The organism is Candidatus Binatia bacterium, from assembly GCA_026415395.1.
GTDB lineage: Bacteria > Desulfobacterota > Binatia > HRBIN30 > HRBIN30 > HRBIN30.
Map to the genome: position 1 here is coordinate 627,890 of JAOAHD010000007.1, position 13,141 is coordinate 641,030.

The following is a 13,141-nucleotide window of genomic DNA, read 5'->3' on the forward strand; positions in this document are numbered from 1 at the left end:
TTCGGACAGCGAGGCATCGGTGGCTTGCTCACGAGCTAAGGGTTGAAGGTCAGAGGCTGGGGGCAACCCGCGAGGGCTCTCTCCACCGCAGCGACGATATCGGCGACGGTGATGGTCTGATCGTGGTCCGCATCGCCGGCCGGGCAAGTCGCCAACAAATCGAGATCCAGGGCGATGCGGACCAACGTCAGAATCTCATAGATGCTGACGAGGCCATCACGGTCACAATCGCCCGCGCAATCGCTCGACGGGGGCGGGCTCGCCGTGGGCGGCATGCTCGGCGGAGGGAGTGCGACAGTGGGTGTGGAGGTGAACGTTGGAGCTGCTGCTGCGGTGACTGTCGCTGTTGGTGTTGGCGTCGGCATGGTGAGGGCCAGCGCGAGCTCGAGGTAGGGGAGGACAGCCCCGTTGGCACCTTTGGTACCCCCGTAGCTACCGCCGTCCCCCAGGTCGTCGAGGGAGGTTGCTGTGTTGTTGTCAAGCGTGCGGAACACAAACCCCGCCCAGGCGCAACCGGCGTTCGCGAGTTCCGTGATTGCCGCCGTGACGTCGAGCGAAAAACGGATCGGCCCGAGGCGCGCGAGCAAAGCGTCCGTAATCGTCCCGTAAGAAGTAGTATCGACGCTCCAAGGGTCGCGTGCGGTGCGCGCGAAATCTGCGAGTTCGATTTGCCCGTCGGCGCAGTAGGTGTGCACCAGAATGCGGCTTGCGGCGCGGCCGGAAAAGTCAGCTCCTGGGCCAAAGGTGGTAATCACGTCGTCGATGTTGAAAGCTAAAGTGGCCCGTTGCAGCGTGTATCCGTGCAACGCCGTGAGTGGGAATTCGACCACCGTGCGCATCTCCAGCACGCCGAATTTCAATGCGGCCGAGGGAGGATTCCCGGCCAAATCGGGCGTGCCATCGAACAAAGCGACCCCCGGGTACCCGTCGAGGATCCCATCATAGAGGGCCCCTTCCTCCTCGCCGACGCGAACCACGGATTGCGCCCACCCTGTCAAAGCAAGGGTCCAGGCAATTCCCACGATCGCGATGTGACAGACTGTGTGCGGCGCTCGCATAGAACCTCCTGCCTGGGAAGCGCAGCGGCGCCGGAGCGGCCCCGCTGCGCTGGTGTCGAGTTGGCCTGGCTAACGCGTGGTGCAGCTTGTGTTGTACTGCAACTGAAGCCCGACAGCAGTGAGCACCCGGCACAACAGTGCGGTGGAATCGCGGGACGCCTCTTGGGCAGCCTCGAAGGCGCGATCGAGTACGCACGAGGCCAAGGCGTTGGCGTCGGTGATCGAAGTGTCGCAGGGCGGGCCGAGATCGCTCAACACTGCGGGCGGAGCACACGCCTTGACGATTGCTGCGCTCGCGGATTGCCGTGCTTTCTGGATCTTGGAAGGCGGCGTTACCGTGAGATCGAGGCGTTGCGTACAAAATGGCATTGCCGCGGTGAGACCCTTGCCCTTGGCGATGTCCGCAAGCACCCGGTCGACGCAGGCTGCGAGATGGCCCCGCACTGTGCTCTCGAAGGCGCGGGACCGAGCTGCGAGCACTTGTTGGCAGCGGCGCGTCTTCGCGTCGAGGTTGGGCGGGGGGAGTTCGGCAAGTTCGATGACGAGATAGGGCATTCGGGCACCGCGCACGCCTGCAGGCCCAGTGCTGTTCAAGCCGAGATTATCCAGGGATGTCCCCGTGTTGTCCGTGTTTGTCGCCCACACCGCATTCAGGAACGGCGCATTGGCGCTTACGAGACTTTGCAGAGCCGTCGTGATATCGGCCTCGAAGAAAACAGGGCCGGTAGTGCCCAAGGTCGTGTCGGTAATCGAACAAGGGGGGCCCGTATTGACGACCGCCGAGGGCGGACCCGCAACGATAAAGTCCGAAAGTGGAATGTTGCCATCACCTGTGCGCACCCAAATGGCCAGGTTCTCGGCCGCACAACCGCTCAGCGGAGCTCCCAGGTAACCGAGCACGTCGTCGATGTTGAAGCGAAGCTTGGCAGAGACGATGTCGCTTGCCGTGTATCCCGCAAGTCCGGTTAGCGGAAACTCGGCCACTGATCGTATCTCCACCGCGCCCGCCTTGAGCGCGACGGCTAGATTGTTGTTGCCGGCGTCAGGAACGCCGTCTTGGGTATAGAAGCCCGGGTAACCGTCTAGAATCGCATCGTACGCCGTGCCCGGGGTTTGGTCATCGATGATCAAGGTTGCACCGAACGCCGGTGCGAGCGGGGAAAAACCGAGAAGAACTGTTACCACGAGTGTTTGAAGCCTGCGAAATTCCATAGAACCCTCCGATAAAGTTGTTAGGAAACGCTTTTTCGTTTTGACTGGGCTCTGGGTTCTGGACCGCGGGCCTCTCGATGCCTCACCGCAGAGTAGGTTTTGGTGGCGCACGTCCGTGGGCGCGTTCGGTGTCAGCCAGGTCGAGCGCAATGACTCGCTTGCAGCGCCGGCACTTGAGCTCGATCCGACCATCCATCAGCCGCGCGAGCAACGAACCACAGCAGCAGCGGAGCTCGTCGCACGTTTCCTTGGAGTGGCTCTTTGGGCTGGTGGGTGGCCGTTCCCGTTGCACGTTAACCCACTCCTCTCCGGGGGGCGCAACCTTGCGTTGTCGTCGAGCAGTAGGCGCCTGGAGCCCGCCGCGCCTCGCCCGGCCGCTGGCGGATCGGCACGGGCTTGCCGGACGGGCATACGGCTTCGTGCCCGGTGGTGCCGCGGGGCAGCCAGGGAGCCGCCGCTGCCCGAAGGAGCGGGCCTGCGCAATTGATTTTTCGAAAGCGCCGATACCACACGGCGCGGCGTTATACTGATTTTGAAAATCATTGTCAACAAGCTTCGAGGGACAGGCTACCGGACGCAGACCTGTCTGCGTTAGTGCCTGCTTCCGGGCGAACAGTTCACGGGCGCAGGCGTGACCCGGTAGTTAATGCCATTGACGGTTGCGCGAGTGGCGCGTCGCCGTGGGCGGGCTCAGGGCGAGCCTTCGGCGAGGGTGCGGACGATGCCCTCGACAATTCCGCGGTCTAGCGCAGTGGGTGCGAGTTCGAGGTAGCGCTGCAAGTGCGTGCGGGCGCAGCTTGCGTTGTGTTCCTCCCAACAGAGCAAGCCGAGTTCTCGGTGTGCCGGGGCGAAGTGCGCATCGAGCTCGAGTGCGTGCCGGTAGGCCGCGGCAGCAGCTTCGAAGTCGCGCTGCTTCGGGTTGCGGCGATGCCAGTCGCCGAGTGCCACGTGCACCTCCGCGCGCTGCGGAGAGACAGCGATCTCCTGGTCGATGAGAAGCCGCGCGCGCTCGAAGCGGCGCACGGTCATGTTGGTTGCCACCACCTCGAGTCGGACGGCGAATGTTTCCTCATGATACACGGTTCGTTGGCGGGAACGTTCGTCGTTCACGAGCGGAACCGGTTCGGCTTGCAGCCAGGTGCGCATGCCCTCGATCCGGTCGGCAGTGGCCGGATGGTCGCCGTAAAAATAGGGCTCCCGAACCTGCGCTTCTGCCAACAACTCTTGCTCGTCGCTCTGCAGGCGCTCGAGCGCGGGCACACATTCTCCTGCACCGTAACCCGCGTGGCGCACGGCTTCCCAGCCACGGCGATCAGCGCGGTACTCGAGCTCCCGGGCAAAGCCCTGTACCTGCCACACCAGCAGGAAGGCGCGCGGTCCGGCAAGCAAGTCCAGAATTAAGGATGGCCCGGGGAGAGCGACGAGGCCGCCTGTGCCGACGACCAAGGCGGCAAAGACCCTTGCGCGGTCGCCAGTGCCTGCGCGTCGTGCACGCGCCGCGCGTAGGCATGGCGTTCGACGAAGTGGGTCAGTTCGTGCGCGAGCACGCAGGCAAGCTGGGCCTCGTTGTCCAGTTGCGCGAGGAGGCCATCGCTGATCACAAGGGTGCCGTTGGGTAAAGCAAAGGCGTTGAGAAACGGATCCTCCACGACACGAAGCTGCACCGTGCTCGCGTCGAGCCCGAAGGAAGGCAGAAGCCGCGCCGCGATCCCGTCGAGGTAAGCTTCGAGCTGCGGGTCTGCCCGAAGATATTTCCGCTCTTCCATGATGCGGAGCAGATCCGCGGCGTCCGCCCACAGTTATCGCTCCTCGGCGTCCACGGGCTGCGGTCGGCTGGAGAACGGCTCCACCCGCGGTCGGGGGCAGGCTGCGCACCAACAAAGGCAGAGCACGAGCAAGAGAAGATGGTGTCGGGCCACTGCGGAGCTGGCCTTTGCCCCGGAGCTTACGTGTACCCGCGGGTGGTGAGGAGTCACCCCGCCGGGGAGACACGGTGGCCGCGAACCCCCGATTTTCGAGCTCGTTGCGATCTTCGCTCGAAATTCCTTGCGATCACGCCTCGTCCAGAGCCCGTTCACATTGTCAATTTTCTACACGCGTCTGACTCCCCTGCCAATTCTGGATTCCCCTTTCCCTGTTCACCCACCGCGCCCCGTGCGTGACTGGCCACTCGCCGCGGCTGAGAAGTGCCGTGTATGCCACGAGGTTCCGCCGAGGCATCGCAGGGGCGTCGGCCGATCGCTCCTCCGTGTGCCCCCGCTGCGTCGCACTCGAAGGATTCGAGCGGTCCGTGGCGCATTGTCCCCCGCCACCCTACGGCCGGGGAACCGGCCCCCTACGTTTCCCGCAATCCCCCGCCGCTCGGCAGTTGCTACTCCGCCGGTTGCTTCTGGCACCGAGACCGGCCGCGCGCCGGGCGTTGTGCAGCAGTTTTGGCATCCGTTGATGGTTCCGGTACCAGGCACCTTGGAGGTACCGTGAATTAGCGCGTCGCGGCGGATCGCTCGGAATCGCGGTATGCGGCACCATACCGGCAGGCGCGATGTGGAATAACAGTTCGCGTCTCGACGCGGAATCGATCACCATCGTGGCCCCGATTGTCTGCCAGATGCCTGGCCGTTGGGGATCCGAGGTGTCCACATAGCTCCTCTTTCCGAGCAGCGGCGCAACCGGGTGCGGTCCGGGCGCGAACCTGTTGGGCACTGCGAAGATCGAGATTTGCACGCTGCGGACAATTGCCCGTGCGCTCGCGAGTGCCGGCCTCGTCGACCACGAGGTGCCTCGCAACCGCTGTTGTTCCGAGCGCGCTGCTCGCACCGAGAAAGAGTTCCTCGACCGTTGTAACGCCATCGCCCTTGCAATGTCTCCGGAACACAGTGCAGGAGCTGCATCGAACGAAACAAACCCAAAGATCGCACCCACGGTGCAAGTCACTACGAAAGGCATTGTCCGATGGTTCTGCCACTGAGACCGGCAGAACACGCGCTCTACCCTCTAGCGCAACGGTTCTGCCGCACGTCTCGCGGTCCACAGCACGCGACAACGCGAGCGGTTCGGTACGCGGACCGTGGGCGCAGCCGAATACACTGCAACCGCGGCACGGGGCAAGGATAAAATGCGTTGATCCCTCCGGCGGAACGTTCCGCGCATTGGCGTCGCTCGCCTCGGAGAGCCGACGGGCAGTTCGAGGTATGGAACACGGGGGCGGTGCGACGCGCGGTAGGCCTACCAGCAACGCCCCCGCCCAGGCGATTCGGCACGCGGACACGAGCCCGCCGTTTCATCGGCACAGCGATTATCTCCGGCAAGGCGATACCGGTGGACTGACGGGCAAAGCCTCCTCCCGGTCAGCAGAACTAACGGGCGCAACGAAAGCCGACATCACCGTACGAGCTCTGTGGCAGCAGATAGCCAAGGACCGCGAGCGGGCCGGCGCCCGAAAGAGGATCAAATGCTCCGCCACGCACCAGCGCACCAGGGCCGCTCGTGGTGTCCGCGCCCGCGAGACACATCGAATCATTGGTAAAGCTCCCCCAAGACGCGCAGCCCGTGGAGAGAGGCACCCAGTCCGCCACCCACTCCCACAGGTTGCCCACCATGTCGAAGGCACCATCGTTCGACACACAGTTGCTGCGCGAGCCGGTCGGTACCGGCGCCTCCGGGGGAGGCGAGCTGCTTATGCGGCAGTCCGTGGTCACATCTACTACAGAGTCGGGCGTGCCGGCGACGCCCGCCTGCCACTCCGCGTTCGACGGCAGCCGCTTGCGCGAATTCTTGCACGCCTGCTGGGCCTGAAACCAGGTGATGAACCTGGACGGTATCACTCCCGGCAAACTCACAGCGAAAATGTCGCTGCAGCCGGTCTGCCCGTCGCTCGCACACGGCTCATAGGAGAACTCTAGCTGCGTGGCACCCGCGGCCGTCAGGTCAGCCAGCGTCGCCTTGCCCCGCCGGATCTTCTTGACCAGCTTCGCGTTGGTCGTTGTCGGGTTCGGCACCCGCCACACGCTGGCCTCGTACTTGTCCAGGCACACCGTCCCCGCCACCACGGCGTCCGGCGGACACTTCGTCAGTGGCGCCGTCGGAAACCCTGCCCACGCCATGCTTGCTACCATGAGCGTGTTGCCCAACACAATCATGATCGTGCCTCGTTTCATTGTACTTACCTCCTCCGTGGATGTTTGTTGCCTTCCCTTGCATGCGAACTCGCGCTTCTTTTCAGGCTTGGGGGATGCGCGTGGGAGATAGATGGCGTGCTGCGGCATGGCGGTGCCCGGGACGCGACCCGCGCGCATGCAATCGGTCCCGGCCTCCAGGTACGACCACCCTTGTCGCACCCACCGCGGATGCCCGAAACCGTGTGGGTCACGCGCCCTCCTTGGGTCGCTCCCACCCTTGTCGGGTATGGGGGCCATGGAACTGAGCCACAATCTACGCCGCCGCCAAGGGACTAAGCAAGGGACTAAGTAAGAAACTCTTAGACACGCACCATTTCCGCCACGGGCTGCGAACGAAGGCGCCAGGGTTTCAGTTGCTCGGCGTCGCAAGTGCGTGTTGGCAGACCCTCGATGGATTGAGCGTTTGGCCTGAGTTTACGCCCGGACACGTGCGGGCATGCGGAAGAGAAGATTCCTGCTCTCTCCAGGATTCCTCGCCACCGCGCATTGCCATCGACAAAGCCCAGCGTGGTTGCTCACTGCCTGCGCCCACTCCTGCAAGTACTGGAGTTTGCCCCGATCGGTGCCTGCCGTCCTTACCGTTAGTTTCGAGCACGAGCCGCTCCCCGTTCGCGAGCCGCACCAAAAAATTCGGCCCGTGCCTGTGCAGGACGCCGGGACAGACACACTCCAACGCGGACACCCGCCCGCACGCCGACCCCGATCGGAGGGATCTGTGCTTCGCCCCCGAGCGCACGCACCTGGGCGAGTGGGGCTCTACATCGAGCCGGTTGTATTGCCTCAGCCGGGAGCCGGGACGATTCGGGTGAAGCTCGCAACGGGCGGCCGCCTGATCGCGGGCACCCAAAATGACATCTCGTTCGACGTATCCGTGAGGGTAAAAGCAGGTCCGGATGGACTGCCTGCCTGTAGACCCAACGCGGACATCGGTAAGGAGTTGACCTTATTCGCCTTCTTGCCGCCTGGGTGCTCTGGTACCGCGTGTACCGGCATGCGCGCGCTCGTGGCCTCCCAGAGCAACGTCGACCCGATTCCCGACGGCGCGGTACTGTACACTTGTGATATCACGGCAACAGGTAGCGGCACCCTGGCGTTGAGTCGCGCGCGCGCCTCCGATCCGTCCGGGCTTAGTATCGCCAGCTTCACTGCCTTCGAGGGCAGAGCGTGTTTACTTGAAGATGCGATCCTGCTGCGGACTCCTACCCCTACCCGAACTCCCTCAGCCACGAGGACTCCCACTCCGACTCCGAGCTGTGCAGGCGATTGCGATCGGAACGCAGTTGTGACCATTGACGAAATCATCCTGATGGTGAACATCGCCCTTGATCTCCGCCCAACCAGCGCCTGCAGACCCGGCGATGCAAACGGAGACGGCCGAGTGACTGTGGAAGAGATCATACTCGCAGTCACCAAAGCACTCGGACGCTGTTGACGGCGGTGCTTGCCCCGGTGGAACTCCGAAAAGGTGTCGACGTTCACTCGGTTTGCCTGCGCGGCTGAGAAATAGCGCGACGGTAGTAGGGTCGGGCCCTCGCCGCGATCGCAGTCCACCGTTCGCGTGTGAATGGAATTATCGAATTACGGCTGGTCGCCCGCTCGCTGTGGCGTGTTCGCCCGACCGCCGGCAAGACCGTCGCCGGCGGAACTTATGCCTGGGTGCTGGTAGACGCAGCGCCGCCGCTTGCACCAATCGGCGGCGCCTTCTCAGCATTGGGAGCTCCGGAAAGGCCGGAACGTCTGAGCGTGGGGTAAACGAACAATCCTGCCCCACGCTCAGCCGGCCAGCATCAGCACCCGTTGAGCGCTTTGTTCACGGCAAGAATGATCTCGTCGACCGTAATCGCCCCATCGCTATTGGCGTCTCCAGCAGCACAAGAACCGACTGGCTGGAGCTCGAGCGCCACATTAACCATTTTGATGATTTCCTCGATCGTCACCTGCCCGTCTCCGTCGCAATCACCGACACAAGCTGGAACCGGTTCGCGTTCCCTCACCGTCACCGTGATTCTTGCTTGAGCGGTAAGCCCGTCGCTGTCCGTGACGGTGAGGACGATCTCGTGGTCACCCGGCGACAAGTTGGATGCGTCCACGCGGGCGCCGATACCGAACTCGCCCTGCCGACTCGAAGTCCAAACGAAACTACTTTCAGGGATAGGATCGCCGTCGGGGTCGGTGCCCTGGCCCACGAAGATGAACTGGCTACCCAGAGTCAGTACGGCCCCTGACTCCGGCGCAACGATGCTGACTTGTGGGGGCTTGCGTCCAACCTCCAAAGCAGCATTGGATTCATCGGCCGCGGTGTTCACTCCGTCAGTAGCGATTACTCGGAAGCGACAATTGCGCCCACCGGGCAGGTGGATAAGGTTGACCACGTAAGCCTCTCCCTCCAGATCGGCCGCAAGCGTCTCCCACGTCGCTCCCCCGTCGGCGCTGTACTGGAGCGCGTAACGCAAGGTGTCGCCATCCGGGTCGGAGCCTGCCCAGCGTACGGTAACCTCTGCCCCAACTGCTCCCCGCCGTTGGGATACAACACTTCTACGGTGGGCACACCAAAAGTCACGGCGCGCTCGGCCACCACGGCTCCACGGTACAAGATCGCGACCCGGCGGGTTCTCTGTACCCAGGGTACCCGCTCTGCGATAAGGCCGATGCGCTCCTGATCGGCTTCGCTATCGGTCTGTTCTTGCGGTTGGAAGTAGGTAAGGGAGAGCACGTTCCCTGCCTGGTCGTAAAGGGCGATCGCCCAGTCGCTGACCACCGGCCCCGGCTGCGTGGACTCGCCTTCGACAACATAGAGATTTCCAAGTTCAGCGGTACCACGATCCAAGTTGACCTTGCCGACTACAACGATCTCTTGCGCTGCTGGGCGCGTGCCGCGCTTGACTCGCGCAGGAGGAACCTGTGGCTCGTTGTCTCCAAGGTACTTGAGAATTCGATTCCAGGTAAAGTCGGATCACAATCTTGGCCAACAGTAGCTCATGAAGTCGTAGTAGTCGTTCCCAGGATACGCCACTCGACGAACGATATCCCAGCCAAAATACCGCTCCGCTGGGGCGCCGGGGCGGTCGGGTGTCCCGCCGATTTTGCCCTCGGGGTAAGGATAGGGTTCCGCACCATCGGGAGCTACCGCACCGCAAAAAGTCGAGTGCCACCGTCCATAACAATGCCCCAGTTCGTGGACAGCGGTCATCCCTGCCTCAAACCCGCCAGCCTGGTCCCACCCACAAGCCACGTAACTGGGCACCCACGCGGCCATCGCAGCAGTGACGAGCCCGTCCTCATTAGGTACCACTCCGTAATAGCGCATTTCCGGGTGGATGCTGCGGAGATCGAGCATTCGTTGTCGGGCGAGCCGGGGAATCACCAGGTCTCTGCACTCGTTCGTGTCAGGGTTCGACCAAACCTCCGTCCACCGAAGGTCCCGCACCTGGTATTCTACGGTCGGGGCAGGGAGGGCACCTTCTAACCTGGCGACAATCCCGTCGACTATCTCTGGGCGTACTTGACGCGTTTCGCGGACCTGTCGCCCGTTACGTGTAACTTCGACATCTTAGGAAACACGGTAAAACCGCACGCCGACGGGTGGACCGGTTTCGAGAGAAACGCGCTTACACACTCGGTCGTTCGTATAGTCGTACCCTTCGACAGTGCGATCGTCGTTAATGGTCATGCACACGTCCATCTCTCCAGCTTTAAGGACGGCGGACGGCAGCTCGACGAGGAAACTGTGGTTCACTTGTGCTCGATCGGGATTGGTGTACACCGTAATCGGGTTGTTGAGCGCATTGTAAGGGCCATACGTGTCGTCCCCGCGCCTCACGGTGAATTTGGTGGCAATGTTGCTTGCGGAGCCACCGACGGCCCGCACATGGCCTCGCACATAAGTCCGTCGATCAGCAATAAGTTCCACTGAGTTGGAAAGGTCTTGGATGCCTTGGGTGATCTCTAGGTGCTCGGCGAGCAGGTCGACATCGGTGGTCATGAACGAGCTCGTTGCCGAATACTCGCCGAGGCGGAGCGCGCTGCGGTCGCTGTTGTTGAGCCCTGTATGCGCCAATAGTATAGAGTGCTGCGCTCGAGAGGGGCTGGTTGCGTAGGCGAACCCGGGCTTGTCCCGTTCGGGAACGGCCGGCCCCACAAGTAGCTGGTCGTATCCGTGTAACCGGCGGCGATGCAGCCGTTGCAGGTCCTGGCATTCAGGTCGCTGGGGAACGCGGCCGGATCCCGGGCGACGAGAATCCAGTAGCGGTTGGCACCAGGCACCGCAGTCCAGCGTAAGGTGGGGGTAAGCGACACACGGATGGCTCCATTGGCGGGCGCTTGCAATGTGGGCCCCTGCAGGACGGTGCTCACCGTGCGCACCGGGGAGAACTGACCGTTGCGACGCGGACTAGGTACGTATCCTTGCACCTTCCAGTAATACGTCGTGTTGTGGGCCAGGGCGGTAGTGCGGCCGACTACGCATTCTGCACTCCTGCCGGCGGTGTGGCTTGTCTGGTCCACAGAGCAAGAGATGACACACGCGTCGCAACTGGTGGCAGTCGGATCCGTAGGTAGCCTGGCCGGATCGGGGCTACCGTGAGCCAGTAGCGGGTGGCCCCAGCCACGGGGTTCCACCGGAAGGTGACGTTGGTGGGCACATTGATGGCCGAATCTACCGGCTCGCGCTGTGCTGGCGAGGGGAGCAGTTCGGGTGCAGCGGGGGTCGGGCTCCGTGTAGGTGAGTGCGTGGGTAGGGGCCGCTGTGGCCGAGCGGCTCGCGGTTACCGTCGGGGTCGCGGAGATAGTCGGCGTCGCGGTGGGGGTGCTGGATGCGGCACCCGAGGGCGTGGCGGTGAACGAGGCCGGAGGACTCGCCATAGGGGACGGGTTGCCGTGCGGGTAGGCGTCGGTGTCGGCGACGGCGTCCACGACGGTGTCGCGGAGGGTCCTACCGGGCTCGGCGAGCGAGTGGCTGTGGGCGTGGAGGTGGCCGTCGGAGGAGGCGCACCCCCGAGTTCGAAGGCCCCTAAGTCGCAAGCATTCCCACGGGGTCGAGGGGCCCGCCGCTGGTCGTAAATGACCGGCAAGTTGTCGAGGTCGGTACAGTCGGTGGCCGCATTCACGGCCACACTGCCGGGAGTTAGCCCGTGTGTCCACGTCTCTCCTCCATTATCGGCAAGTGCCGCCACTGCCAGCAACTCTGCATCCACTTGCGTCATTCCGCGGCAGGAGGTGTCGGTGCTGTAGTTGCGTCCACGCGCGGCAAAAAACCATCGCAGTTAGCCAGACTGCCGTCACCGAGAAGCAGCGAGTTCTTGATCCGTCCCAGGCCTAAGTCGTCATAAATTTGGCCGCCGCGAGCTCCGGCCGAGTTGTAGTAAAAGGTAACGAAGGACAACTCGGCAACCTTGTCCCGATTGTTGTAGAAGCCACCGCCATCGCTATCGGCCACGTTTTGCGAGAAGGTAACGTTCACGCACCAAGCGCTGCCGACGTTCAACACCCCGCCGCCGCGCTGTCCTTGATTGCCTGCCAAGGTGCTGTCCCAAACACGCAGGCCAGGCGAAGAATTGTACACTGCCCCGCCGTCGGCGCTGGCCTAATTGTCGAACACGTTACTGCTCACCACCCATGTCGGTGCGGTGCTGTAAATGGCGCCGCCGTTTCGGCCGCGGTTGCGCTCGATGGTGGAGGAGGCGATCCTACCCTGCGCTCCGCCGATGAAAAACCCCGCCGCCGCCATTGGCCACGTTTTCCGACAACAAGACACGCTTGGCGACCAGGCTCCCACCGCTGTTGATGGCGCCGCCCTCGCTAGTGGCGGTGTTTTTGGAGAAGGTGCTGTTGGAGATGGTTAGTGTGGCTGTGTTGTAGATGGCGCCGCCGCGAGCACCAGGAAAGTTGTTGTTGTTGTTGTTGGAGAAGGTGCTGTTGGAGACGGTTAGCGTGCCGTCGTTGGAAATGGCTCCCCCGGGATGGGCTCTGCCGCGCTCGATGCGGATGTCGCTCAACGTGACCTCCGCTTCCCTCGAGACCACCAGCACCCGTACACTGTCGTTGCCGCTGACGGTGACGCGCTGCCCACCGTCGATGCGCAAGCTGCCTGCGGTGCGCGCCGAGGCAATTGCGGGGAGCTGCTCGCGCAACACGATGGTGCCGCTGACGGCAAAGGTAATCTCGTCGTCGCCCGGCCAGGCGTTCGCTTCGGTAATTGCTGCCCACAACGTGCACTCGCCGCTGGCGTCCGCACATACCCCGTCCCCGGGCACCTGATCGGCACGGTCTCCCAATGTGCTTACGACGAACGTTTGGCCCGGCGGCCGCGGCGTGGGCGACGGCGTCGGCGGGAGTTCTTGGCCCGTTAAGGGGCGAGCAACGAGCGCAAGCAACACGGGGCTAGCCAGACCTTTGCCCGCGACTGCGTCGGCACAGGCATCCACGAGTGGGGCGGGCAGCGGTCGGGGCCCGGGCGAAGTTTACGCGGGTCCAAAGCCCTCGGTCGATCGCATGCACGCGCCGGGCTCGGCGCCCCAGCTTCGCGCGCAGGATGCACGGCCATCGGATCGTCCGCGCCCGTTTCCGGTGCTCGAGCGCTACGGCGGCGAGCACCCCGAGGGAACTTGGCCTTTCGCTCATGGCAGCGCTCCCGTTGGCCCGGTTTGGGTGGCTGGCTCGCTACCACGGCAAAAGTCGGGCTGTCAAGCACACGCG

At 63.5% G+C, this 13,141-nt stretch carries 13 protein-coding genes; 2 read left to right on the forward strand and 11 right to left on the reverse strand.

The genetic code is table 11. From position 1 onward, the window contains the following. Positions 1-35: 35 nt before the first annotated feature. From N3C12_07235 to N3C12_07255, 5 genes are all read right to left on the reverse strand, one after another. A complete protein-coding gene (locus N3C12_07235; protein ID MCX8072226.1) occupies positions 36-1,058 on the reverse strand; it encodes a hypothetical protein in 1,023 nt (340 codons plus the stop codon). Positions 1,059-1,127: 69 nt separating this feature from the next. Next, on the reverse strand, positions 1,128-2,270 hold the full coding sequence (locus N3C12_07240) for a hypothetical protein (GenBank protein ID MCX8072227.1): 1,143 nt from the start codon (positions 2,268-2,270) through the stop codon (positions 1,128-1,130). A gap of 690 nt (positions 2,271-2,960) precedes the next feature. Then, the gene (locus N3C12_07245; GenBank protein MCX8072228.1) at positions 2,961-3,716 is read right to left on the reverse strand and encodes a hypothetical protein; all 756 of its coding nucleotides are present in this window, start codon (positions 3,714-3,716) and stop codon (positions 2,961-2,963) included. Continuing rightward, the gene (locus N3C12_07250; protein ID MCX8072229.1) at positions 3,668-4,036 is read right to left on the reverse strand and encodes a M48 family metallopeptidase; all 369 of its coding nucleotides are present in this window, start codon (positions 4,034-4,036) and stop codon (positions 3,668-3,670) included. The genes N3C12_07245 and N3C12_07250 overlap by 49 nt, the downstream gene beginning before the upstream one ends. Positions 4,037-5,626: 1,590 nt before the next feature. Next, complete coding sequence (locus tag N3C12_07255) at positions 5,627-6,427, reverse strand: SUMF1/EgtB/PvdO family nonheme iron enzyme (GenBank protein ID MCX8072230.1); 801 nt, start codon at positions 6,425-6,427, stop codon at positions 5,627-5,629. Between the two features lie 736 nt (positions 6,428-7,163). Between N3C12_07255 and N3C12_07260 the strand changes: the two genes are divergently transcribed. Beyond that, the gene (locus N3C12_07260) at positions 7,164-7,880 is read left to right on the forward strand and encodes a hypothetical protein (GenBank protein ID MCX8072231.1); all 717 of its coding nucleotides are present in this window, start codon (positions 7,164-7,166) and stop codon (positions 7,878-7,880) included. Positions 7,881-8,235: 355 nt separating this feature from the next. Here the strand turns inward: N3C12_07260 and N3C12_07265 are convergent, their stop codons facing one another. From N3C12_07265 to N3C12_07280, 4 genes are all read right to left on the reverse strand, one after another. After that, entirely contained in the window at positions 8,236-8,820 is a 585-nt protein-coding gene (locus N3C12_07265) for a hypothetical protein (GenBank protein ID MCX8072232.1), read from the reverse strand. Then, positions 8,769-9,275, reverse strand: coding sequence for a hypothetical protein (locus tag N3C12_07270; GenBank protein MCX8072233.1), 507 nt, complete (start codon positions 9,273-9,275; stop codon positions 8,769-8,771). Before N3C12_07270 ends, N3C12_07265 begins: the two co-directional genes overlap by 52 nt. A 126-nt stretch (positions 9,276-9,401) precedes the next feature. Continuing rightward, a complete protein-coding gene (locus N3C12_07275; protein ID MCX8072234.1) occupies positions 9,402-9,812 on the reverse strand; it encodes a hypothetical protein in 411 nt (136 codons plus the stop codon). Between the two features lie 186 nt (positions 9,813-9,998). Further along, positions 9,999-10,430 carry a hypothetical protein gene (locus N3C12_07280; GenBank protein ID MCX8072235.1) on the reverse strand — a complete coding sequence of 144 codons (432 nt, stop codon included), beginning with the start codon at positions 10,428-10,430 and terminating at the stop codon, positions 9,999-10,001. 738 nt (positions 10,431-11,168) lie between these two features. Between N3C12_07280 and N3C12_07285 the strand changes: the two genes are divergently transcribed. Continuing rightward, a complete protein-coding gene (locus tag N3C12_07285; GenBank protein MCX8072236.1) occupies positions 11,169-11,333 on the forward strand; it encodes a hypothetical protein in 165 nt (54 codons plus the stop codon). Between the two features lie 312 nt (positions 11,334-11,645). Here N3C12_07285 and N3C12_07290 read toward each other — a convergent pair whose 3' ends face one another. Both N3C12_07290 and N3C12_07295 read right to left on the reverse strand, forming a co-directional pair. Beyond that, positions 11,646-12,008 (reverse strand): hypothetical protein, encoded by a 363-nt coding sequence (locus tag N3C12_07290; GenBank protein MCX8072237.1) that lies wholly within the window; start codon positions 12,006-12,008, stop codon positions 11,646-11,648. 124 nt (positions 12,009-12,132) lie between these two features. Beyond that, a complete protein-coding gene (locus N3C12_07295; protein MCX8072238.1) occupies positions 12,133-12,822 on the reverse strand; it encodes a hypothetical protein in 690 nt (229 codons plus the stop codon). Positions 12,823-13,141 lie beyond the last annotated feature (319 nt).